This is a genomic window from Phnomibacter ginsenosidimutans, assembly GCF_009740285.1.
In the GTDB taxonomy this organism is placed as follows: Bacteria; Bacteroidota; Bacteroidia; order Chitinophagales; family Chitinophagaceae; genus Phnomibacter; species Phnomibacter ginsenosidimutans.
The window spans coordinates 3,342,207-3,365,434 of the sequence record NZ_CP046566.1 but is presented as its reverse complement, the minus strand read 5'-3'; the positions used below and the strand labels follow the sequence as shown (position 1 = coordinate 3,365,434).

Sequence of the window (23,228 nt, the reverse complement as noted above, 5' to 3'; positions counted from 1 at the left end):
TAACTGCCATTTGTAAACTATGTTTAGCAATTGAACCTAAAAACCCCATATTTGCTTAGTTAAAAAACATACTTATGAGAAAAGTGCTACCACTTGTGGCAGTACTGATCATGGTTCATGCATTCACGATTGCAGCCATCGCTCAGGCGGTGACCATAAAGGGCACCGTAAAAGACGCCACCACAAAAGGGACAATTTCTGCCGTGTCTGTGGTTATTAAGGGCACCAGTACTGGTACCTACACAGACGACAACGGTAATTTCACACTCACTACCTCTCAGTCGTTACCTGTCACACTCGAAATATCTGCGGTGAACTTTGCCACCAAAACTGTAACCATCAGCACTGCCGATGGCAATGTGATTGAGCTCGAACAAAGCTCGGCACTGGGACAGGAAGTGGTAGTAAGTGCCACCCGTACGCCGTCTCGCATTCTTGAATCTCCCGTAAGTATTGAGCGTGTAGGCAACACTGCCATTCGCACTGCTGCTGCAGCCAACTACTACGACATGATCAGCAACCTGAAAGGTGTAGACGTGGTAACCAGCTCTCTTACATTTAAAACGCCTGCAACCCGTGGTTTCAACGGTAGTGGTAACACCCGTGTGAACCAAATGATGGATGGCATGGACAACCAGGCGCCTGGTCTCAACTTTTCGGTAGGTAGCGTTATCGGCCTTACCGAACTGGATGTAGACAACTTTGAACTGCTGCAAGGTGCTTCATCAGCCCTGTATGGCCCCGGTGGCATGAATGGTACCATTCTGATCAATGGTAAAAATCCATTTAAGTATCAGGGTTTGTCATTCCAGATTAAAACGGGTTTGATGCATGCCGACAAGCGTCAGCGTCCTACTTCATCTTATCATAACTGGGCTGTTCGCTTTGGCAAAAAAGTCAGCGATAAGTTCGCTTATAAAATTGGTGCCGAATTTATTCAAGCCAAAGACTGGTTGGCAGACGATATGCGCAACTACCGCCGCATTGGCTCTACCTCTGGCGACCTGGTAGATGGTACCCGCAGCACCGATCCTAACTATGATGGTGTTAACGTGTATGGCGATGAAACCACCACCAACCTCCGCAGCGTATTGAATGCTGTAGGTGCTCAGGTGCCTTTCTGGCAAGGCTTCATCAATACATTGCCTGCAAATATTCCTGTAAGCCGTACCGGCTATACCGAAAAAGAAGTAACCAATCCAAATACTTTCAACTTCAAGTTTTCTGGTGCCCTGCACTATAAAATTGCAAAGAATGTAGAAGCTATTTTGGCCGGTCACTGGGGTACAGGCAACAGCGTGTATACCGGTAGCCAGCGTTACTCTTTGAAAGATTTTAAAATTGGGCAGTACAAGCTGGAGTTCCAGGGTAAAAACTGGTTCCTGCGTGGCTTTACTACGCAAGAAAATTCTGGTGAATCTTACAACCTGACTGTAACTACCCAGTTGTTCAACGAAGCATGGAAGCCCAGCACCACCTGGTATCCTGAGTATGCCATTGCTTTCATGAATGCAAAGCTGGCCGGCCGTCCGGATTTGGAAGCCCATAACATAGCCCGTGGTGTAGCCGATGCTGGTCGTCCTGTAGCAGGTTCTACCCAGTTCCGCAACATTTTCGATCAGGTACGTCGCAAGCCTATCCCACAAGGTGGTTTGTTCCTCGACCGCAGCGATTTGTACATGGTAGAAGGCCAGTACAATTTTGCTGACATCATCAAGTTTGCCGACATCATGATTGGTGGCAACTGGAAGCAGTATGTATTGAACAGCCAGGGTACTTTGTTTGCCGATAAAGTAGGTGAGCCCATCAAAATCAACGAAATCGGTGGTTATATCCAGATTGCCAAGTCTTTGTTCAGCGAAAAACTCCGCCTGTTGGCTTCTGGTCGCTACGATAAAAATGAAAATTTCGAAGGCCGCTTTACCCCACGGGTTACAGCTCTCTTCAAGCCTGCTAAAAACCACAACATTCGTTTCTCTTATCAAACAGCGTATCGTTTCCCTTCTACACAGCAGCAATTGGATCAACCTCAACGTTGGTAACGGCATTTTGCTGGGTGAAAACCGTGCATTGTATGAGCGGTACAACCTCATCAACAATGCGCCGTACAACCCCACTAACCTGAGCGAACGTATTCAGTATGTGAAGACCAAGCCAGAAAGTGTAACCTCATTTGAACTGGGTTACAAAACTGTGGTTAAAGGAAAGTTGCTGTTTGATGTGTATGGTTATGTAGGTACGTATCAAAACTTCCTGAGCCGCCGCGATGGTATTCAGTTTGCATCGGGTGTGCCTTCTGCCTCTGGTGCATTCCAGGGTTTCAGCCTTGTTGTAAATGCCCCCGGCAAAGTAAAAACTTACGGTTGGGGTGCCAGCATCGACTACCTGTTGCCTAAAGGTTTCACCCTCGGTTTGAACGCTTCATCTGATGTATTGAACGATGTGCCTGCAGGTTTCCGTGCCTTCTTCAATGCTCCTAAGTACCGCACCAACGTATCAGTAGGTAATACGGGCTTTGGTAAGAAAAAGCTGGTTGGCTTCAATCTGATGTGGCGTTGGCAGGAGTCTTTCTTCTACGAAAGCGACTTCATTCAGGGTCAGTTGCCAGCATACCACACTGTGGATGCCAGCGTGAACTTTAAAGCGCCTAAAATCAAATCGGTTATCAAGTTGGGCGCCAACAACCTGTTGAACTCTTATTATCGTACAGCTATTGCCAACCCAAGCATTGGCGGCCTGTACTATGTAAGTTTTGCCTACAACGTTCTGTAACCATCAACCAAGCATTTAAAACTACTACTGTATGAAAAATATTTTCAGCAAATGGTGGGGATCGGCTGCCGTTGTTGTTGCAGGTGCAGCCATGCTGGCGTCTTGCAACAAAGAGCTGCCTCAACCCACGGCCATTGTGCCTCCTACACCCAGCGGACAAACCATGACGCAGGTGCTGGCAGCCAACGCCAAGTATTCTATTCTCCGTGCCGCCATTACCCGTGCCGGTTCCAATCTTACATTCAACCCATCTGATCCTACTGCGGTATACACGTTGTTTGCACCAGACAATGATGCTTTCATTGCCAGCGGTATTCCCAACGAAACAGCGGTGAGCGGCCTTCCTGCAGCTACTGTTGCTTCTATTGTGAATGCCCATGTTATTCCTGGTGTCGAACTGAAAGCAGCAGATTTGAGCACTGCTTTCCCCAACATGTATATGCAGAGTGGATTGGTATTGTCTGCCACGCCGCCCGTACCGTATCGCATGCCGGTATTCCCCAGCCGCCGCACAGCTGGCGCCTGGTTCAACAACATACCTGTAAAGGCTGCTGATATCGACGCTTCCAATGGTGTGATTCATGACATTGCCCGGGTATTCTTTCCGCCTTCTCAGGTGATTGCTCAGGTGGCTGCTGCCAATCCTGATTTAACCTACCTGATGGCTGCATTGGCCCGTGCCGATGCCGGACCTCCCACAGGCGCCCCTCAGCTCATTCCTATTTTGAGCAATGCCGCAGCTAACCTCACCGTATTTGCTCCAACCAATCAGGCTTTCCAAAACCTGTTTGCTGCTATGGGTCTGCCTACAGGTATTTCCACCATCAGTGCATTGCCAACGCAAACTGTGTGGGGTATTGTAGCTTTCCACGTGTTGGGTAGCCGCGCCTATTCTGTAAACCTGGCTGCCGGCAACAGCACTGCTGCCAGCATTATGGGTGTAGCGCAACAAATTAATGTAACTGGTGCCAACGTAACCGTACGTGGCCCCGGCAACAATCTGCCCACTACGCCGCCTACACCGTATGCTGCCAAAGTGATAACTGCAGACGTGAACACCATCAACGGTGTGGTACACATTGTAGACGCTGTTTTATTGCCTCAATAATGACACTGCATTTGCATAAAAAAGCCGGCTTGCACAGCCGGCTTTTTTTGTGGGCACGTTTGCGTGGAATTCAAAATTTTCTTTTTGCCCCCCAGCCTTTACTTTTGCCATCCTAAAAATCAGACAAACAAGCATGGGACGTATAATTGCATTCAGAGAAGCACTCCGCGAAGCCATGAGCGAAGAAATGCGCCGCGATGAGCGGGTATTGCTGATGGGTGAAGAAGTGGCAGAATACAATGGTGCTTACAAAGTAAGCCAGGGTATGTTGGCCGAGTTTGGCCCCAAGCGTATCATTGATACACCCATTGCTGAGCTGGGCTTTGCGGCTATTGCCGTAGGCGCTGCGCAAAATGGTTTGCGCCCCATTGTTGAGTTCATGACCTGGAACTTTGCAGTACTGCCCATGGACCAGATTTTGAATACGGCTTCTAAAATGATGGCCATGAGTGGCGGTCAGGTAGGTTGCCCGATTGTATTCCGCGGTCCTAACGGTAGTGCCGGTCAGCTGGGTGCGCAGCACTCTACTGCATTCGAAAGCTACTACGCCAATATTCCCGGTATTAAGGTGATCAGCCCCAGCAATCCATACGATGCCAAGGGTTTGATGAAAGCCGCCATCCGCGACGACAACCCCGTGATGTTCATGGAAAGTGAAGTGATGTATGGCGATAAGGGTGAAGTGCCAGAAGAAGAGTACCTGATTGAAATTGGTAAGGCCGATGTAAAACGTGCTGGTACCGATGTGACGATTGTATCGTACAACAAGATGGTGAAAGTGGCCTTGGGTGCCGCTGCCGAACTGGCCAAAGAAGGCATCAGCGCTGAAGTGATTGACCTCCGTACCATTCGTCCGCTCGACTGGCACACGATGGTTGAAAGTGTAAAGAAAACCAACCGCATGGTGGTGATTGAAGAACAGTGGCCCATGTGCTCTATATCTTCTGAAATTGCTTACCGCATTCAGAAAGAAGCTTTCGATTACCTGGATGCACCCATTCTGCGCCTCACCAGTGCAGATGCCCCCATGCACTATGCGCCAAATCTCGCAGCCCTGGCCATTCCAGATGTGCCCCGTGCCGTGAAACTGGTAAAAGAAGTTATGTACCTGAAGAAGTAATAGGCTCAGGTTTTATCATACAAAAGCGCCGCTTCCATAGGAAAGCGGCGCTTTATTTTTTGCTGTACAATATTTACCTGAGTAACCCATCATCCAGAATTTCTTTGGGCCGCATGTCTTTCAATTGAAATGCATACATGATGATGAAAGCGGCACTAATCATGCTTTGTGCCACGCCTGCAATAATGCCCGGTATGGTGTTGAAGCCAAACAAGTACAAAGGCATGCCAATGTGCAATATGGAACCGGCCAGATAAAGCCAGAAGCCCCATGGCCGCATGGTAAACATCACAATGCCTCCAGCCAGGGTGAGCAGGTTGGCCAGTATTAAGCCGATGGCCTGATACCGCATTTTACTTTCGTCTAGCATGGCCAGCGAATCTTCGATGATGCGGTTGCTTCGCTGCTTGCTGTTCGATTGCATATTGGCTGCCCGGCTGCGGTCAATGTTTTGTTTGCCGATGCGGGAAATTTTATCCGCACTTACATACAAGAACACATTGCTGATAATGGAGTAGCTGCTACCCACCATGGTAAGGATGCAGAGAATGGTGAGAAAAGTACTCCGCACAGGTTTGGCATAAACGAGTAAGTCTGACATGTGTGCTGTTTTAACCGATAATAATACCTGCAATACAAGCCGATAAGTAAGAGGCGAGTGTGCCGCAAAGCAATGCCCGCATGCCCAGCTGCGCCAGATCGGCACGGCGGGTAGGCGCCAGCTCTCCAATGCCACCTATTTGCATACCTACGCTGCTAAAGTTGGCAAAGCCACAAATGGCAATGCTCACAATCAGCAGGCCTTTTTCAGTAACCAACGGAATGGCTTTGGTGGTGAGGTTGTTGAATGCCACAAACTCATTGATGGTGAGTTTTTGTCCGAATAACGTAGCTGCATTGGTGACGTCTTCTGAAGGTACACCCATGGCCCAGGCAAATGGTGTAAAGAGCTTACCAAAAATATAGTTGAGGCTAAGGTCAAAATCGGGAGAAATGAGGTGGCCAACACTTACCAGCAGATAGTCAATCATGGTGATGAGGGCAATGAAACCGATGAGCATCGCAATCACGTTAATGCCAATTTTCATTCCATCGCTGGCGCCATGGCTTACGGCATCAATCAGGTTGCTGTACTGGCTCTTTACATCGAGCTTTACCTTGCCCATGGTTTGGCTTTCTTCCGTTTCGGGATACACAATTTTGGCAATGACCAATGCACCCGGTGCCGCCATCAAACTTGCGGTAATGAGTTTTGGTGCCGGATCTAAACCGGCTTTGGCACCCATGTTGGCATACACCACCAAAATACCTCCGGCAATACAAGCCAGACTACCACTCATGCTGGCCAGCAGTTCGCTGCGGGTCATGCCGGCGAGGTAGGGGCGAATCATTACCTGCGCTTCTACCTGGCCCACAAAGGCACTGGCGACGTTGCTCAACGACTCGGCACCACTCACCCGCATGATGAAGTTCATGCCCTTGGCTATGATGGAGACAATGCGTTGCATGACACGGAGGTGATACAGCACCGCCACAATTACGGTTACGAGGATAATAGTAGACACCACATTGAATGCAAATACAAACATGCCCGGTGCCGTGTAGTTGGCGGCTTGTCCATCGAAGCCAACGGTAGCAATGCCACCATACACAAAGTTGGCGCCGGCCTTGGCAAACTCTTCGATTTTTTGCATGCCATGACCAAGCTTTTGGAACATGGCCGTCATGAACGGTACCTGTAATACAAGAATGCCGATGATAACCTGCAACAGCATACCGCTGGCAATCACCCGAAGGTTGATGCGCTTTTTATTGTTCGAAAAAAGAAAGGCGATGCCGAGGATCAGCACAATGCCAATAATACCATGAAAACGACCCATGAGTACTGCTTAGAATGAGAAAAAATGTTGACTGCCGAAAATAGGCATTAACCATTACCCTTGTTGGTTTCTATGCATGTTTTTACGCAGGTCTTGTTCGTACCTGAAAAAAGAATCCTGCTACTTTTTGTAGCAGGATTCTCAAGGCGTTGAATGTAAAGTAATCACGGTCCAGCTGAAATGGCCAACCACGTTATGCTTATTATTTGTAGACGCTTATTTGAGTAAGTAAGACATGGTAGCCGCTATTGCTGCGTAATTAATCGCCTACCTTGTCGAATAATCAACGAGCTGCCATTTTTGATGGTGATAGATTTAGAGCTGGCATCACCGGTTTTGATGTCTGCCGCTGATCCGGCCGGAATAACAACGTGTGTATATTCGTTAGGTACTACACCACAGCTCCACACATTGGGATTATGCCAATGGGCATTGCTTAGCGCCGCGGTATCATTATGGAGATAGCTATTTTCAAAACGCATACTAAAGGTACTCCCCGGAACACTATCTGCTAAACAACGAAAATCAGCCTTGCGCCAGGAAGCTGATATGAGTTTTATCGTAAGTAATTTGGTATGGGCATTCTCCATGCCAAGCAAATCTTTTGCCGCTATGTAGCCAGTACCAGTGTCAACTTGCCAGATATACTCGCTACCACTTAGCGGCGATTCTAAAATGATATCGGTTTCGGCAGGGCAAATGGGAATGACATTATCATTTCCAAGATTGTTAAGGCTTACAGCAACTGACTGGTAATCTTTTAGCTCATAATTATCAGGTACTGCCGAAAAGTAGCCACTCCTGGTACGGCCAACCAAATCTGGTTTTGCATCACCATTTAGATCATCTACACCATCAAAATAAAAGAAATCGTTACGGTAATTAAAACGATGGCTATTCAGGTGCAGTTCTTCCTGTTTCGCATATATCATTCCCAAACTGTCTTTCTCAAACCTAAGAACGATTGGAGTCGACTGAAGATTTCCGAAATACACTTCCTTGGCACCATCTCCATCGAGATCAACCATTTTTGATATTGCATCCCCAAATATGAAAACTGAAAGAGCTGATGGCTGATCGTATGAATCCTTCATAAGAACTTTTATTGGGTCAACCATAAACTCCCACTTGTTTTGATTAAAGTATCCTTTGTAATAATCAAGACCAAAAGGAATTCCCCAATTATTAAAGCCGCTGAGCAGTAAATCAGGTATACCGTCACGGTCAATGTCTTCTATAAATGGTATTCTTTTGATATTCGATTCCCATGTTTCTGCGGGTGCATCAAGCAGTATTGGATGATCAATTTGTCGTACAAGTTTGATGATACCTGGCTCGCTTTCATTTGTCAAAAAAACTATCCGATTGTCTTGGCGCTGCCCTGGCAGCCCGAAGAGCAGGCTGGCCTTCCCTTTGTAGGGATTACTTAATGAGCGACATACGACAACGGGCGGATAATATCTTGGATAATCAGGGTAGAGGGATGCTATTTCGTTGATTATGTAGGGCACCTCACTCAGCTTGATCACATTACTATTGGCACTGAGGTTTCTAATTATACTTACTCCTACTTGAATGTCATTGAAGCCATCGTTGTCAAAATCCATAATGTGAATGGAATGGCTTCCGTCAGCAACAAGCTTACTCACCAGTTTTACAGGAGATCCGAATTTGATATCACCCCTTGTCGACAAATTTGTGTACACCAACAGTCCAGCACTATCACTAACAACAATCTCAGGCAGTCCATCGTTATTCAAGTCGCCTAATGCCGCAAATAAACTGCCGGTATTGCCAGCCAGTTGTAATTTTTGACCTTCTTCAATTATTCCATTCTTCATCTGAAGCTTCATCGCCCAAAGCCCATGACCGCTGTTCGGTGCCGGAGTTGCCACCATATCAGCCTGACCATCTCCGTCCAAATCATCCACCAATACAGGCAAATAAAATTGTTCATAGAATCCCAATCTGGATTTGCCACGAGGAACAAGATTAGAGAATTGGGCAGGCTTTTGAAAGGTAGTTCCAAGGGCTTTTGCGCCTCCGCCATTAAATATGGTCTCAAATGGGGTTGGCGCATGAATAACACCACTTTCGGTTTGCAATGCAATCGTTCGAACCAAGGTACCCGGTGGAACCTCGATGGTGATGCTGTCTGTATTTGCATTGACAATGTTTGCGGGAAAACTTCCAAATCGTGCACGAAGGGAGTTTGTATTGCTAAGTCCTTCCAGTTTTACAGTCACTAAAGAGCCAACCAGCCCCTTGTTTGGAGAAATGCTAATGATTTTCGGGGGAGCTTGTCGCTGAACAAACGTAAATGTTCCAAGCGTACTGGCATCTGAAACAGAACGAATTTCAACGAGTCCGGTTTGACCCTTACCTACAACGGCTACTATTTTGGTACTATCCAGTATACTGAAACGTTGAGCTTCAGCTCCGCCAATCAAGACCCGCTTTACCAGGTTTAACTTTGATCCTTCAATCAATATCTCGTCACCGATTTTTCCACTATCAGGATAAATGCGCAAAATAGCCATACCCGAGGGGGGTATAAACGTAAAACCCGGCCGACTGGAAATGCCGCAACGACTGCTGATTTGAACAGCGCCTGATCCGCCTGTATCTACGATGGCTGTGATGGTAGTGGAACTGAGAATGCTGAAACTCCGGGCCGGAACGCCGGCAAATGAAACGGAGCGTGTCATGTGTAAATTGGTGCCTGTAATGGTAACGGTACCACCTGCTACTGAAGATGTGGGCAAGAAGCTACTGATGATAGGCTGCTGCAACCGGTAACTGATTTGTACTTCATGGCTTCGGCTGCCGGCATTGTTGCTTACCTCCAGTCGAAAAGTATCCGTAACGGTACAGGAATCTCGCTGATAATCAACCTCGAAGCTGTTTGCCAAAAGTTGGCCATTTCTAAACCAGCGATGCTGATATCGCCTGTCAGATGTAGAAATCAGTCGTAATTGGTTGGCGCTGGCCAGTGCAGTACTATCAATTCGAAAACGGGCGTTTGGTATGCCTTGAAATGCAAGCGTATTTGATTTATACAGCTTGTATATCCCATCAGTCGCCCACACAAACGAAGGTGCCACAAAACTATAGCCTCTGTCGGGTCCGTTGGGCAATTCCTCCCAATGGCGACCTGAATCGGTGGAAATGTGCCCGTTGGTAAATCCAACTGTTTCGCTGGCAAACCGTAGGCCGGCAAAGTTGCCGGGTCTGGTGTCGTCAGTGGTTAACTGCTGCCAGGTAAGGCCGGTATTAGTAGTCCGAAACAGCTGTCCGCTGGCAGCGGCAAATCCAAAATTTGGATTTACAAATGCGATATCGGCAATCAAGGCGGGGGCTTGGGTAACGAGGGCAAAGGAAGCACCGTTGTCTGCGGAACGATACAACTGTCCTGCCTGTGTGACGGCCCATACAGATTGATTGCCGAAACAGATTACTTGCTTAAGCGGTTGGCCATTGGGATTGGGAAGCTGCTGCCAATTGATACCGCCATTGGTAGTACGCAGCAAGTAGCCCGACCCTACTGCAAAGCCCGTTTGACCACTAAATGAAACATCGGTTAGTCCATCTGAAATTGCGCTGTGCCAGTAAGTGAGTAGCCAGTTTTGCCCCCGATTAGTTGATACAGCAATGGCGGCATTAAAGTTTAGGGTCACCCACTGCCACTACCATATCTGCGCTAACGGCGTAAATAGCTTTTAAGCTCATCGGCGTTGTGAGATTGATGTTTTCTCCCGGGTAGCGGCTCAGATTGAGATTGCTCAGCCAAATGCGATTGAATTGTTGAGAACGGCCGGAGTCGCTAGTAAATGCCACACCGCTGGAATGGCAGATATAGCCGGTAGATGGAGAAGCAAAGTGGCTGCCGGTCAGGCTGCTAAATTGGCCCACTATCTGTGGATTGGCTTCAAAAATTTGGGAGAACTGACCCGACGCCAACTGAGGACTAAACAATATGAATAGTATGAGTGTGACGCCGATATGTCTACAGTGGAAGGATAACCTGTTTGAGGTAATTTGATTGGTAAAGCGCATATGTACAAAAATACAGAATCGGTTATTTTGGGACTCTACAAAAAAGCAGCTGCTGTTTTATTCCTACCCTTACATCGGAAATGGCAGGCGGCCGGTTGTCTCTAAACATTTTTTTCTTAAGTTCCTTTCCCCTCCGCCAGAGTTCTTGACACACAAAGCGAAATAAAATAATTCAGGCGCTTGAAATAGGTAAACGGGTTTGGCTATTCAACAATGTTTCAGGCAGAGGACACTGCTGGGAAAAACTAAAATTGCAAAACCACGTTGGGGAATTAGTTTGGAATGACCTTGCGATGTGGCTAAAGGTATAGCTGGATACCTGCTGTAAGCATATGGTGTGCTGCGGGCTCCGAGTGCCTGCAATTGGACGATGCACATTTATAGTCAGTGGCTGCTCTGATTTCGGTGCTTTAAATTGTGAATGGCGCTTCGTGAAGTGTTTATCTGATGGTAAAATCAGTAACGCATCATTTTCAGCAAAAACCTCACTACATTGGTCGTTCATTAAAACCATTGTTGTTGCATGATAAACAAACTTCCCGCTGCTGCTGCACTGCTGGCACTGGCTGCAGGTGGATGGTGGATGGCCGGTCAGCCATTGCCTTCCATTATGGCTGCCGATAATTGGCAAGAGCAGGCTGCAGACAGCACCAAAAAGGATACAATGCCTTACACGGCATTCAAAGATTTGCCGCTCAAGCCCGAACGGGAAATCAAGTTCAACACACAGGAAGGTACCTGGATGAGTGTGGATGTAAGCCCCGATGGCAAAACCATTGCCTTCGATTTGATGGGCGACATTTATACCATGCCTATTGAAGGCGGCAAAGCCACTCCAGTAACCACCGGCATGGCCTATGAAACGCATCCAAGGTTTAGCCCCGATGGCAAAAAGTTGTTGTTTACCAGCGACCGCAGCGGCAACGACAACCTGTGGTACATCGACATGGAAAAGAAAGATACCGTGCAGGTAACCCGCGACCGCCAGGGCGATGTGCCCGGTGCTGCATGGACGCCCGATGGCGATTACATTGTGGTATCAAAAGGACGCAGGGTGAGCAAGCTCTACCTCTACCACAAAGACGGTGGCGGCGGCACCCAGCTCAACGATGCACCGGCCAGCATGAAAACCATCGACCCCGTAGTGAGTCCCGATGGTAAAAAGATTTACTTCAGCTGGCGCACCGGCTCATGGAATTATAATGCCCTGCTGCCGCAATATCAGATTGGTACTTACGACAGAGACAAAGGCACCATCACCAGCATAACCACCCGCTACGGTTCGGCCTTTACACCTACGCTGAGTAAAGATGGCAACTGGATGGTGTATGGTAGCCGCTGGCAAGACAAAACCGGATTGGTGCTGCGCAATATGAAAAACGGCGATGAAAAATGGCTGGCCTATCCCGTGCAGCGGGATGAGCAGGAAAGCATTGCGCCACAAGGTGTATTGCCTGCCATGAGTTTTACTCCCGACAGCAAATTTGTGATTGCCTCTTACGGTGGTAAAATCTGGAAGCTGCCCGTTGACGGCAGCGCTGCACAGGAAATTCCTTTCAATGCCGATGTACGATTGGAAATGGGACCACGCTTGTATTTCAACTACGCCATCAAAGACACTTCTCACAAACTGGCTACACAAATACGTGATGCGGTACCCAGCCCCGATGGCAAGAAGTTGGCTTTTACGGTGCTCAACCGTTTGTACGTGATGGATTATCCGAATGGCACACCCAAGCGGGTTACAACGCACAACTTTGTGGAAGCCATGCCAGCCTGGAGTCCTGATGGCAACCAGCTTGTATTTGTGAGTTGGGATGAAAAGGATGGCGGTAATCTCTGGAAAGCCGTGCTGGCTCCGAAATCCGCAGTGAGCAAGCTTTCCAGCGAAGCCGCATTTTACATGCAACCTGCGTGGAGCTTCAACAACCGCATTACGTATTTCAAAGCAGCCAAGCGGGTGTTTAAAGATTCTGAAGATCCTTTTTCGACGGATCGGAAGCACAACTGCTGTGGATACCAGCCAACGGTGGTACGCCTAAAAAAATTGATGTGCCAAACGACCGTGGCAATGTGCATTTTACCAAAGACACGAACCGTGTATTTATGAACGGCGGTGGCGGTACCCTTATTAGTGTAAACTGGGAAGGCCACGATGAAAAAACACATGTGCGGATTAGCGGCATCACCACTTTTGGTTCGGTAGCAGAAGCCGATGACCATAGCAGCCACGGCCATACCAGTGAATTGCCGGCTGCCAATGAAGCACAGCCCGGCATTCGCTATGTAATGGGCAAACCCATGATGCAATACGATGCGGTAAGCTATTGCATGCTGCCAGAAGGCGCCAGCATGAAAGAGCCACAGCAAATGCCTACTCCTGCAGGTACCATCCTTATGGCACCGGTAGGCAATATGGCCGTTGCTCAGGTCAACAACAACGTTTATGTAGTGACGATTCCTGAAACCGGCAAAGTGCCCAGCATCAATGTGGGTGAGCCTTCTGCGGCTTCATTCCCTTCTAAACAGCTCACAGAAATTGGAGGCGAATGGCCGTTTTGGGAAGCCGATGGCAAAAAAGTACACTGGAGTTTGGGTAACGGTCACTGGGTGTATGATGTGGCCCGTGCCAAGTTTGTAGACGACTCGGTGAAGGCTGCTAAAAAGGCCGAAAGCCTACGTGCCGCCGACAGTGTAAAAGCGTTGCTGGCCAAAGGACCCGATGCTAAAAAGCTGGCCGATAGTCTGGCGAAAAAAGCCAAAGACTCACTGACTGCTTTGTACAAAGCCGATACAGCGAAAGCCAAAGCGGATAGCATTGCGAAAGCCGATTTGAAAAAGAAAGAGAAATACACGCCTGAAGAAACACAGGTGAAAGTATTTTTTGCGAAAGACAATCCTGCCGGAACAATCCTGTTGAAAAATGCCCGCATTGTAAGCATGAAGGGCGATGAAGTGATTGAAAATGGCGATGTACTCATTGTCAATAATCGCATCAAAGCAGTTGGCAAAACAGGAAGCCTGCAAGTGCCGGCGGGTGCACAGGTGATAGATTGCACCGGCAAAACGATTACGCCTGGCTTTGTAGATACGCATTCGCACATGTGGCCGCAGTGGGGCATGCACAAGAACTCAGTTTGGATTTATGCAGCCAACCTCGCTTATGGTGTAACCACTACCCGCGACCCGCAAACCGCCACCACCGATGTGCTCACTTACAGCGATATGGTGGAAGCCGGCATGATGCCTGGCCCACGAGTGTACAGCACCGGCCCCGGCGTGGGGTATTGGATGTACAACCTGCAGAGCTACGAGCAAACCAAAAATGTGCTGAAGCAATACAGTAAGTATTTCAATACGCAATACATCAAAATGTATTTGGTGGGCAACCGCCAGCACAGGCAGTGGGTGATACAAGCTGCGAAAGAACAACAGCTGATGCCTACAACCGAAGGCGGTTTGGATTACAAGCTCAACATGACGCAATTGTTTGATGGTTATCCCGGTCATGAGCATGCTATTCCCATTCATCCGTTGTACAACGATGTCACCCGCACCATTGCCGAAAGCAAGATGGCTGTCACTCCAACATTGCTGGTATCATACGGTGGTCCTTGGGCCGAAAACTATTATTACACTACCGAGAGCCCCGTGCACGATGCCAAACTCAACCGCTTTACGCCTTACGAAGAGTTGAGTGCAAAGTCCCGCCGCAGAGTAGGCGGTTTGGGTGGTTGGTTTACACCGGAAGATCATGTGTTTCAAAAGCATGCCAAGGGTGTCAACAGCATTGTAACCAAAGGCGGATTGGCTGGTGTGGGTAGCCACGGTCAGCTGCAGGGATTGGGTTACCATTGGGAATTGTGGAGTGTGGCCAGCGGTGGCATGAGCAATCTCAACGCTTTGAAAACGGCGACCATTTTGGGTGCTACCGCACTGGGCCTCGATCAGGAACTGGGTAGTGTAGAACCCGGCAAACTGGCCGACCTGGTGATTATGGATGCCAACCCATTGCTGAACATCCGCAACACCAATACCATTCGCTATGTAGTGAAAAACGGTCGCTTGTATGATGGCAATACGCTGGACGAAATTTATCCGACACCACGCAAACTAGACGTGAGTGTATGGACGAAAGAAGCGCCAAAAGTAACCACACAGGTACCGGAGTAATGGTAGAATCGTTTTATAAAGCGGCTGTCTCATTCAAATGAGGCAGCCGCTTTTTGTGTTGTAAGCATTGCTTGCAATCTATGTATCTTGAATGCATGAAGTTTTTTCGAAGAAATGAGATAACCCCGTTTAGTATTTGCTTATGAAAAAAGTCTGCTTGATAATTACAGTGCTGTGTTTTACCGTTGTAGGTATAGCACAACGCACAGCCATTGATGCTGCATTTGATACTGCGGTGCAGCAAGGCTTCAGCGGTGTATTGTTGGTGGCCAAAAATGGAAAGCCCATTGCAAATCGTGTTGCGGGTTATCGGCATTTTGAAACACAAGCACCCTTGCAGTTGAGTGATGTGTTTGAGCTGGCTTCGGTAAGCAAGCAGTTTACCGCCATGGCCATTATGATGCTGCAGGAAGAAGGCCGTTTGCAATACGATGATTCATTGTCGAAATACATTGACTTGCCTTACAATGGAATAACCATCAGGCAGCTGCTCAATCATACCAGCGGCCTGCCCGACTACCAAGCGGTAATGGATGCGCATTGGGACAAATCGAAAGTGGCAGGCAATGAAGATTGTATCCGTTTGTTGCGACAGTATCAACCGTCCATGTTGTTTACACCCGGTGCACAATACCGCTACAGCAATACCGGCTATTTGCTACTGGCCAGTGTGGTAGAAAAAGTAAGTGGGAAAGATTTCATTTCCTATTTGCAGCAGCGGATTTTTACACCACTCAAAATGCAGCAAACGGCTATACGTACACTGGAAGCCAAAGCAGCTACAATCAATTTCGCAGCTGGGCATTTGAAAGATTCAACAGGCGCCTACATCAATGCGAACAAATTTCACAGCAGCGATTACACGGTGTGGTTGGGCAATCGCAAAGGCCCCGGCCGTATTAGCAGCACTGCTGCCGATCTCCTCCGCTGGGATAAAGCCTTGTACAAAAACAAACTGGTGCAGCACAGCACTTTACAGCAGGCGTTTACACCGGCAACACTCAACAACGGACAACTCAGTATGTATGGTTTTGGCTGGGAAATAGAAACGCATCCTGTGCTCGGCAATATTGTAAAACACAATGGCGATAATCCGGGTTACAGCACTCAAATCATTCGTTGCGTAGATAAACGTTACACAGTCATTGTGCTGTGCAACAATGCGCATCCATCTTTTAGAACACTACTCAGCAACATCATGCAAGCTTTGGCGGCAGAAGAAAGTAAGTAATGGTAATATTTTAGCCTATTGCTTTTCTTTCGCATTTCATCTCAATGAAAAAGCTGATTTGTACAATTACAAATCAGCTTTTTGTTACCCTTATATCTTTTACTTACAACGGCCGAATCCAAATATTCCGAAAGCTGACCAGGTCGCCATGATCTTGTAAGAAAATGGGTTCGAGATCACCATGTTTTTCATAATTGGCAATGCCGATGTATTGCGTTTGCCCCCATATTTCTACGTTGTTTTGCACCAGCACTCCGTTGTGAATGACCGTAATTCTGGCAGCAGCTTTTACCCGGCCATCGGCATAAAACCGGGGTGCAGTAAAAATGATGTCATAGCTCTGCCATTCGCCGGGCTGCCGGCTGGCATTGGCCAGTGGAATGTGTTGTTTGTAAATGCTGCCAGCCTGGCCGTTGCTGTAGGTGGTATTGTTGTAGCTATCGAGCACTTGCAGTTCGTAGCGGCCCATTAAAAAGATACCGCTGTTGCCCCGCATTTGTCCTTCGCCTTTTACCACAGCTGGGGTACGCCATTCTACATGCAGCTGGCAATCGCCAAAGCCCTGCTTGGTTTTAATGCCGCCGCTTTGTGGTTTTACGGTCATGGCGCCATCGGCAATGGTCCATGGTGCGGCACCGCCTTTTTCACTTTCCCATTGGCTAAGGTTGGTGCCATTAAACAGTACAATGGCGTCGGAAGGGGCGTCGGCAGCGGTTTTGCCCGGGGTAACAATGGGTGCTTTGGGTTCCCAGAGTTCGGTCATTTTCGGGTCGCCGGTGCGTTGGGCCATGGCCAAATGAGTGATGAACAATGCTGGAAGTACAGCAAGCAGGTGGCGTTTCATGAGAGCAATGTTGATGGATGAATAATCAAAAAAATACAGCACCGAAAGTAAGTGGAAAATAGCGAAACAAACTGCGGTGCACGGCTGTGATATACGACATAAAATTCCATTCATTTTGGCTCCAAACAGAAATGCAATACCTGAAACCAGTAAATTGCAGTACACAGTTGATGTTGGTTGCTGCCGGCTACTTACTCAGCTATTGCATGCTTGTAAATGCGTGTTATGAATACCCACATGATTGCTGAACCTTTGATAGAACAAACCTGCCACTTGACGATTGACGATTTTTATACATTGCTCGATGAGCACGAAGTGCTGGTGGTAGATGTACGCAACTACGACGAACAACCGGTGATTGATGGTTTTGCCGACAGGCGTTTGCCCCTCGATCAGCTGGCCAGTTACCTGGATGAGCTGGATGCCGATGCCATTGTGTTTGTGTGCCAGGACGGCACCCGCAGTGCCGAAGCCATAGCACTGGCCAAAAGCCATGGCATGGTTATACCCGTATTCAGCCTGGAGGGCGGTATAACAGCCTGGCTACGCAGTAAAGAATAAAGAACGATTATAGAAGGACGCAATAGAAAAAGGTTCGCAGTGGATAGCTGCGAACCTTTTGCATACAAGAAGATGCCGTTGGGTTTAATTCCACAGGGTGCCATCCAATCCGACCACGGTACCCAACCACAGGGCTATGATGTAGCCCAGCAGGCACACGAAGTACACCAGTATTTTGGGCCAGCCATTTTTGGCCTGCCAGCCCAACAAAACATGTATAATGGCCGCCGCCAATCCGCCGGCTACGGGTACTACCAGCAGGGGGCGCAGCATCCACAGCTTGCTCCATTCTGGTTTGGGGTGAAGGATTGATGGCATGATGAACACGGTAATAAGCAGCAGGGCAATGCCGGCACCTATCAGCACCCGCTTAAGCAGAAGGGTCGATGTGTTGTTGGTAGTAGATACGGTAGAGGTCATACAAAGTAGATTTTCGGTTATTTCAAAAGTGCTTTGAAATTCAAAGTTAAAGCGAAAATGGAAATGGCCAAGCCTTGCTGTGGGGAATTTGATGAATGGTAGCGTTGGAGGTGCGTTGCGGTGGAAAAGGACTCAGACTGATAAAGGGAAAGCGTCGCAATAGTACATAGCGAAGAACTACGTCAACTTTCTGAGAGTGGCTTTAATTGATAAATCATGATTGGCAGAAAGGACTCTTTGATTGTCCAGACAATGGAATAGTCGATACCAAAATAATCATGAACAATGCGATTTCTACATCCGCGGATTCGGTACCAGTCAATATTGGGAAAACCGTCTTTAAAATCCTCTGGAAGACGGTTTGCTGCTTCTCCTATTATTTCAAAGTTGCGGATTACGGCATCCACCATTTTGCTGTCATTTTTGAACTCTTCAAAACTTTGTCCCACTGTTTACTCGAGGATTTTGTGAGCACTTTCCAAAATGTCACCAATCAACAGTTTGGGTTCACGTTTAGACATAAACAATCTCCCGCTCTATGGCTTTGAAGTATTTGTCTTTAACGCCTTGGCGGGATACCAGGTCTATCTTCTTTTGAAGGCTTTGTTCGATGAATTCCGCCAAATCAACAAATTCGATGCCGATGGGGCGATTGAATTCTACAATAATGTCTATGTCACTTGAGGCAAAGAAGTCGTCACGAACTAGGGAACCAAACAGGCCAATACTTTGCACATGAAACCGACGGGACATTTCCGGTTTCAGTTGTGATAATTGTGCTTTTATATTAGCGAGTTGCTTCATCATTCATATTTAAGCAAACTTGTTTTAAAGATTGCTGTCCTCCCAATCCGAAACAAAGTGATATAGGATTTCAGTGGAGAGGACTCCGACTGATAAAGGGAAAAAGTTGGCAGGCTTGACCAGTCAGCCCTGCTGACGTAAAACCTATTTTTAGCGGTTGTTTTAATTTGTCCAGCCACCAATTTCTATCCAAGGTTCCCAACTTTTTTTTGTCTTTTTATAAAGCCAAAATGTCCCGTGTCCACATAAACTACAAATGAAGTCATAATAAAATAAACAAACTGTATTGTCTCTCAAGAAAATTGGTTTGTAAATCAGATAAGATGGATCATATCTATTCTTTACAGTGTCTTTGCTAACTAGTTTTATATTATCAAGTTGAAACATTTTTTGAGAAAGTTTTGTCCATTTCATAGTGTCAACAAGAATTTGATTTTTTTCTTCATTAGTTAGAATAAAATAATCAGAAGGTTTTTTATTGTTGATGTCTTTTAATGTATCTGTTGTCAATATGTAATCTCTAAAATATCCTGGTGCATTAGATGAAAGAAATATATTGTTTGAGTCGGGTAATAAATATCTGTCAGCTTTGAAAAAGTCAATAATAGTGTTTATGAAATAATTCATCTCATTTATCTTCTCATTGGTTTGTCCAAAAGAAACAAATGCAGATAAAAGAAATAGAATTAGACTACTTAGGTATTTCATAAAATAACCGCTACGTCCTGCGGCTTGGCGTTGTGGCGATATTCTGTGTTCCGTCCGCCGACAACTGAAGCCGATTGGTGAACTAATGTACAAGTTTATTTCTACTGCTCAATAGCATGTCGTCAAGCTGAATATGCAGCCCAATAGCGAAACAAATGTTGATGCTGCGTTGAGTCAGCCGCCATAACGCCAAACCGATGTTGCCTGCCGTTTTATTGCTCTCCGTGTTCAACTTCCCATGCTCTTTCAGCATCAACTAATTCCTGATGCCAGTCCCAAAGTTCCTGTAATGTCTTAAAGGTTTTGGGAACTGGATTTGACGCACTAAATGCTTCGTCAGGCGTTAAGGGTTCAATGTGCTGAAAATAGCTTTCACTTGTCCGTCTGGGATTTGCAGCCAATGAAGACGAAAAGTAGTCCGTAGCATAGTCGTAATGATGCGAATGAATAAATGTATCCCACTGATTTCTGACTTCTTCCTCTGGTCGGATGTCAATAATTTCAAACTGCTCCATGTTTCTGTCGTCCGATGTACCCCATGCTTCATTCAATAACGTTACAGCTTCAACATCTGTCGCTGGTGCTCCATAACCAAAAATTGTCACTCGTTTTGTGCTTTCAGAGTTCAACCAAGCTTTTACCCTTTTCCATTCGGTGCTAATAAATTCATCGTCCGTATAGTTTTTTTGTTCTACAGGATAAAGTAGTCTTGTCGGTTCAAAATAGTTTTTTGTTGCTTTAGAATACCATCCTGCGGGTCCGCATCTTTTTTCTTCTGCACTATAACCGATTGCGACGTTACCATGTAAAAATGAAAGGAAAGGCATCTTAGCTTTATCACCATTTCTAACAAACGCTTGATATAAAAACGGATCCCAATTAAACGTGGCGATTAAATCTTTGGGGCGTAGCGATAAAACCAAGTAGTCGTAAATAGTGGGTTCGTCTGGTAATTTCATGTCTTTGAAATAGGCATGAACTCGTTTCTCTATTTCAACTATCTCTTTTGAATTTGGGTTGTCTTTATGCAAATTGCTATATAACTGTTCAAAATTTTTGGCTTTTAGGTTTGTCGATAGTTTATCAGCTATGTCAGTCAGTCCTACAACCTCGATGAAATTGTCCATTGACGGAAGAACCTTACCATTTGAAAGTGGATTGCGTCTTGTTGCCGCAATGCTTGCTCCAGCTCCAAGAATAACAACATGTCCGCCACCGCCCATAACGGTATTTACTCTGTCTTCTCGTGTTTTAGGCATGAGTATGAGGTTTGTCTAAAAATGGCAGGCAACGTTCACAGCTTTGAGGTCGGCGGGGCAATTCTTTTACGTCGCCCCTGGCGACGAGTGTTGAGCTGTGCTAATAAAGATAAAAATTTATTCAAAAGCTTAATAGATAAATGTCAACCGGTACAAAAGTAAAATAGAATTACAGGTGATGACCGACGCTTTGCGTCGCCCCCCGCTGCCGCAAAACTGCATGTTGCCTGCTGGCATTAGTCAGTCTTTTGAAATATTCCTTGCAAATATTGGTTTCCATCATTGTGATTTTCATGTCTCATAGCTTCAATAACCTCATCTGGTAATTGTTTGCTTGCAAATTCTTTGTCAAGCAATGTAAGATTATGTTGAAGTAAGAGAGCCTTTATTTCATTTTCAATATTCGTCAAGGAAGTGTCTGTGATGTCGCCAATTTTGTCTGCAGTGAACAAGCCGCCCCAACCAATAGAGTCATACATCTTGCTAAATGTAGTCTGTCCATAAGCAGCAATGGGAGCACATAAACTAATGCAAACAATTATAGCATTACCTTGATAGCTGACGTGTCCTTTTGGATAGCATATAAATTCAAGGTAGTTTCCTAAACCTCCATCTTCAGAATAATAAGTGTCAAAGAGTGAATTCTCTGTCAACTTTGAAATAAGGTCGCCATAGTAAGCATGTTTGTTGTCGTCAATTCGATTTCTGTCAGCACTCCAATTGTCTCTGTAAGGAAGCCAAGAAAATATCTTATTTACTTCTTGTTCTGTCAACATAGGTCACTTCAATTGATTAGGGTGTAAATATGCTTGCAGGCAACACGTAAAAATATGATACTCCTATCCAAAAAGGCCTAACGTAACATCATTGAATTTCAATCTTCTAGTGTTATACATTTTGTATTGTTGTTAGTGCAATTCACCTGGTTATACATTTTGCATTGCTGCAATCGCTTTCGATTTTGGCGCAGCAGTTCCTGTACCACCTTCACTTCAAACGTTTGCTTGTCCTCGTCCTTTCTCTCAACCTTGTCCTTGCCCTCAAACTTATCCTTATCCTTGTCCTTGTTCTTGTCCTCAGCCTCGTCCTCAACATCAACCTCAACCTTTCCCTCGCCCCCTTACCTTTGCCCACTTATGCCAGCATTATCTTTTGAGCTTCAACATACCGATGCCGCCAGCAAGGCCCGGGCAGGAAAAATAACCACCGACCATGGCGAAATACTGACGCCCATATTTATGCCCGTCGGCACCGTGGGTACGGTAAAAGCCGTTACCCAGCAGCAACTGCACGATGTGGTGCAGGCGCAAATTATTTTGGGCAATACCTACCACCTGTACCTGCGCCCCGGCCTCGAGGTACTGGAAGCAGCGGGTGGTCTGCATCAGTTCAATGGCTGGCACAAACCAATTTTGACAGATAGTGGCGGCTATCAGGTGTTTAGCCTGGCGGCGCAGCGCAAAATCAAAGAAGAAGGCGTTACGTTTCGCAGCCATATTGATGGCAGCAAACTCCTGTTTACCCCGGAGCGGGTGATGGATATTCAGCGCAGCATTGGCGCCGATATTATCATGGCGTTTGATGAATGTCCGCCGTACCCCAGCGAGTACAAGTATGCTATGGATAGCATGCACCTGACGCATCGCTGGCTCGACCGCTGCATTGGCCGCCTGGCCGATACGCAGCCGAAATACGGCTACGATCAAAACCTGTTTCCCATTGTACAAGGTGGTACGTACAAAGATTTGCGCAAAGCTTCTGCAGAATTTATCAGTAGCAAAAATGCGGTGGGCAATGCCATTGGTGGCCTCAGCGTAGGCGAGCCGCCCGAAATGATGTACGAGTACTGCGCCTGGAGCTGTGAGCACCTGCCCTGGCAAAAGCCCCGCTACCTTATGGGCGTGGGTACCCCCTGGGATTTGCTGGAGTGCATCAGCCATGGGGTAGATATGTTTGACTGCGTAATGCCCACCCGCAATGGCCGCAATGCGATGTTGTTTACCAGCAAGGGCGTTATCAATATCGATAACAAAAAATGGGAGAAAGATTTTTCTGTACTCGATGAAGTGCTGGACAATGGGGTGAGCAATTACTACACGAAAGCCTATGTGCGGCACCTGTTTAAGGCCGGCGAGATACTGGGCTTGCAGCTGGCCAGCATGCAAAACCTGAGCTTTTACCTGTGGCTGATTGGGCAGGCGAGGGAGCACATCATTGCCGGCGATTTCGACAGCTGGAGAAGGGCAATGATTCCGGTGCTGAAAACACGCCTGTAACCGGGAACAAGCCGCT

The 23,228-nt window shown here is 46.9% G+C and carries 20 protein-coding genes; 9 read left to right on the top strand and 11 right to left on the bottom strand.

Annotation, left to right across the window (positions count from 1 at the left end; genetic code table 11):
• Nucleotides 1-74: 74 nt before the first annotated feature.
• The 4 genes from GLV81_RS14535 to GLV81_RS14525 all read left to right on the top strand — a co-directional run bounded on the left by GLV81_RS14535 (nucleotide 75) and on the right by GLV81_RS14525 (nucleotide 5,000).
• On the top strand, nucleotides 75-2,042 hold the full coding sequence (locus tag GLV81_RS14535; protein WP_157479513.1) for a TonB-dependent receptor: 1,968 nt from the start codon (nucleotides 75-77) through the stop codon (nucleotides 2,040-2,042).
• A gap of 7 nt (nucleotides 2,043-2,049) precedes the next feature.
• The gene (locus tag GLV81_RS19540; protein WP_197428415.1) at nucleotides 2,050-2,772 is read left to right on the top strand and encodes a TonB-dependent receptor; all 723 of its coding nucleotides are present in this window, start codon (nucleotides 2,050-2,052) and stop codon (nucleotides 2,770-2,772) included.
• Between the two features lie 31 nt (nucleotides 2,773-2,803).
• Nucleotides 2,804-3,880, top strand: coding sequence for a fasciclin domain-containing protein (locus GLV81_RS14530; RefSeq protein ID WP_157479512.1), 1,077 nt, complete (start codon nucleotides 2,804-2,806; stop codon nucleotides 3,878-3,880).
• A gap of 133 nt (nucleotides 3,881-4,013) precedes the next feature.
• Nucleotides 4,014-5,000, top strand: a complete 987-nt coding sequence (locus GLV81_RS14525) for a pyruvate dehydrogenase complex E1 component subunit beta (RefSeq protein ID WP_157479511.1) — start codon at nucleotides 4,014-4,016, stop codon at nucleotides 4,998-5,000.
• A gap of 73 nt (nucleotides 5,001-5,073) precedes the next feature.
• Here GLV81_RS14525 and GLV81_RS14520 read toward each other — a convergent pair whose 3' ends face one another.
• The 4 genes from GLV81_RS14520 to GLV81_RS14505 all read right to left on the bottom strand — a co-directional run bounded on the left by GLV81_RS14520 (nucleotide 5,074) and on the right by GLV81_RS14505 (nucleotide 10,855).
• Nucleotides 5,074-5,601, bottom strand: coding sequence for a hypothetical protein (locus GLV81_RS14520; protein ID WP_157479510.1), 528 nt, complete (start codon nucleotides 5,599-5,601; stop codon nucleotides 5,074-5,076).
• A gap of 10 nt (nucleotides 5,602-5,611) precedes the next feature.
• Nucleotides 5,612-6,880 carry a NupC/NupG family nucleoside CNT transporter gene (locus GLV81_RS14515; protein ID WP_157479509.1) on the bottom strand — a complete coding sequence of 423 codons (1,269 nt, stop codon included), beginning with the start codon at nucleotides 6,878-6,880 and terminating at the stop codon, nucleotides 5,612-5,614.
• A 245-nt stretch (nucleotides 6,881-7,125) separates the two neighbouring features.
• Nucleotides 7,126-10,557 carry an IPT/TIG domain-containing protein gene (locus GLV81_RS14510; protein ID WP_157479508.1) on the bottom strand — a complete coding sequence of 1,144 codons (3,432 nt, stop codon included), beginning with the start codon at nucleotides 10,555-10,557 and terminating at the stop codon, nucleotides 7,126-7,128.
• Nucleotides 10,541-10,855, bottom strand: a complete 315-nt coding sequence (locus GLV81_RS14505; RefSeq protein WP_157479507.1) for a hypothetical protein — start codon at nucleotides 10,853-10,855, stop codon at nucleotides 10,541-10,543. Before GLV81_RS14505 ends, GLV81_RS14510 begins: the two co-directional genes overlap by 17 nt.
• A gap of 604 nt (nucleotides 10,856-11,459) precedes the next feature.
• On the opposite strand from GLV81_RS14505, the gene GLV81_RS19535 reads away from it, so the two are divergent.
• The 3 genes from GLV81_RS19535 (at nucleotide 11,460) to GLV81_RS14495 (ending at nucleotide 16,340) form a co-directional block, all read left to right on the top strand.
• Nucleotides 11,460-13,046, top strand: a complete 1,587-nt coding sequence (locus tag GLV81_RS19535; RefSeq protein WP_197428407.1) for a PD40 domain-containing protein — start codon at nucleotides 11,460-11,462, stop codon at nucleotides 13,044-13,046.
• Complete coding sequence (locus GLV81_RS19530) at nucleotides 12,989-15,109, top strand: amidohydrolase family protein (protein ID WP_197428398.1); 2,121 nt, start codon at nucleotides 12,989-12,991, stop codon at nucleotides 15,107-15,109. The genes GLV81_RS19535 and GLV81_RS19530 overlap by 58 nt, the downstream gene beginning before the upstream one ends.
• Nucleotides 15,110-15,266: 157 nt before the next feature.
• On the top strand, nucleotides 15,267-16,340 hold the full coding sequence (locus GLV81_RS14495; protein WP_197428386.1) for a serine hydrolase domain-containing protein: 1,074 nt from the start codon (nucleotides 15,267-15,269) through the stop codon (nucleotides 16,338-16,340).
• A gap of 103 nt (nucleotides 16,341-16,443) precedes the next feature.
• Here GLV81_RS14495 and GLV81_RS14490 read toward each other — a convergent pair whose 3' ends face one another.
• Nucleotides 16,444-17,184 carry a 3-keto-disaccharide hydrolase gene (locus tag GLV81_RS14490; RefSeq protein WP_157479505.1) on the bottom strand — a complete coding sequence of 247 codons (741 nt, stop codon included), beginning with the start codon at nucleotides 17,182-17,184 and terminating at the stop codon, nucleotides 16,444-16,446.
• Between the two features lie 225 nt (nucleotides 17,185-17,409).
• On the opposite strand from GLV81_RS14490, the gene GLV81_RS14485 reads away from it, so the two are divergent.
• Entirely contained in the window at nucleotides 17,410-17,745 is a 336-nt protein-coding gene (locus tag GLV81_RS14485) for a rhodanese-like domain-containing protein (RefSeq protein WP_197428382.1), read from the top strand.
• A gap of 84 nt (nucleotides 17,746-17,829) precedes the next feature.
• Here GLV81_RS14485 and GLV81_RS14480 read toward each other — a convergent pair whose 3' ends face one another.
• The 6 genes from GLV81_RS14480 to GLV81_RS14455 form a co-directional block, all read right to left on the bottom strand.
• The gene (locus GLV81_RS14480; RefSeq protein WP_157479503.1) at nucleotides 17,830-18,165 is read right to left on the bottom strand and encodes a potassium transporter KefB; all 336 of its coding nucleotides are present in this window, start codon (nucleotides 18,163-18,165) and stop codon (nucleotides 17,830-17,832) included.
• A 182-nt stretch (nucleotides 18,166-18,347) separates the two neighbouring features.
• Nucleotides 18,348-18,614, bottom strand: a complete 267-nt coding sequence (locus GLV81_RS14475) for a HepT-like ribonuclease domain-containing protein (protein WP_197428378.1) — start codon at nucleotides 18,612-18,614, stop codon at nucleotides 18,348-18,350.
• Between the two features lie 64 nt (nucleotides 18,615-18,678).
• Nucleotides 18,679-18,972: a nucleotidyltransferase family protein gene (locus GLV81_RS14470; RefSeq protein ID WP_246186027.1), complete on the bottom strand. Its 294-nt coding sequence runs from the start codon at nucleotides 18,970-18,972 to the stop codon at nucleotides 18,679-18,681.
• A gap of 159 nt (nucleotides 18,973-19,131) precedes the next feature.
• Entirely contained in the window at nucleotides 19,132-19,770 is a 639-nt protein-coding gene (locus tag GLV81_RS14465; protein WP_157479502.1) for a hypothetical protein, read from the bottom strand.
• Nucleotides 19,771-19,889: 119 nt separating this feature from the next.
• Nucleotides 19,890-20,936, bottom strand: coding sequence for an SIR2 family protein (locus GLV81_RS14460; protein WP_157479501.1), 1,047 nt, complete (start codon nucleotides 20,934-20,936; stop codon nucleotides 19,890-19,892).
• Between the two features lie 236 nt (nucleotides 20,937-21,172).
• Nucleotides 21,173-21,712, bottom strand: coding sequence for a hypothetical protein (locus GLV81_RS14455; protein WP_157479500.1), 540 nt, complete (start codon nucleotides 21,710-21,712; stop codon nucleotides 21,173-21,175).
• 360 nt (nucleotides 21,713-22,072) lie between these two features.
• On the opposite strand from GLV81_RS14455, the gene tgt reads away from it, so the two are divergent.
• Complete coding sequence (gene tgt / locus GLV81_RS14450) at nucleotides 22,073-23,212, top strand: tRNA guanosine(34) transglycosylase Tgt (RefSeq protein WP_157479499.1); 1,140 nt, start codon at nucleotides 22,073-22,075, stop codon at nucleotides 23,210-23,212.
• Nucleotides 23,213-23,228 lie beyond the last annotated feature (16 nt).

Coding starts and splice junctions, on each gene's coding strand:
- GLV81_RS14490 (WP_157479505.1), bottom strand. CDS start 17,184: ATGAAACGCCACCTGCTTGCTGTACTTCCAGCATTGTTCATCACTCAT.
- GLV81_RS14480 (WP_157479503.1), bottom strand. CDS start 18,165: ATGACCTCTACCGTATCTACTACCAACAACACATCGACCCTTCTGCTT.
- GLV81_RS14520 (WP_157479510.1), bottom strand. CDS start 5,601: ATGTCAGACTTACTCGTTTATGCCAAACCTGTGCGGAGTACTTTTCTC.
- GLV81_RS14460 (WP_157479501.1), bottom strand. CDS start 20,936: ATGCCTAAAACACGAGAAGACAGAGTAAATACCGTTATGGGCGGTGGC.
- GLV81_RS14455 (WP_157479500.1), bottom strand. CDS start 21,712: ATGTTGACAGAACAAGAAGTAAATAAGATATTTTCTTGGCTTCCTTAC.
- GLV81_RS14525 (WP_157479511.1), top strand. CDS start 4,014: ATGGGACGTATAATTGCATTCAGAGAAGCACTCCGCGAAGCCATGAGC.
- GLV81_RS14515 (WP_157479509.1), bottom strand. CDS start 6,880: ATGGGTCGTTTTCATGGTATTATTGGCATTGTGCTGATCCTCGGCATC.
- tgt (WP_157479499.1), top strand. CDS start 22,073: ATGCCAGCATTATCTTTTGAGCTTCAACATACCGATGCCGCCAGCAAG.
- GLV81_RS14485 (WP_197428382.1), top strand. CDS start 17,410: ATGAATACCCACATGATTGCTGAACCTTTGATAGAACAAACCTGCCAC.
- GLV81_RS19535 (WP_197428407.1), top strand. CDS start 11,460: ATGATAAACAAACTTCCCGCTGCTGCTGCACTGCTGGCACTGGCTGCA.
- GLV81_RS14470 (WP_246186027.1), bottom strand. CDS start 18,972: ATGATGAAGCAACTCGCTAATATAAAAGCACAATTATCACAACTGAAA.
- GLV81_RS14535 (WP_157479513.1), top strand. CDS start 75: ATGAGAAAAGTGCTACCACTTGTGGCAGTACTGATCATGGTTCATGCA.
- GLV81_RS14530 (WP_157479512.1), top strand. CDS start 2,804: ATGAAAAATATTTTCAGCAAATGGTGGGGATCGGCTGCCGTTGTTGTT.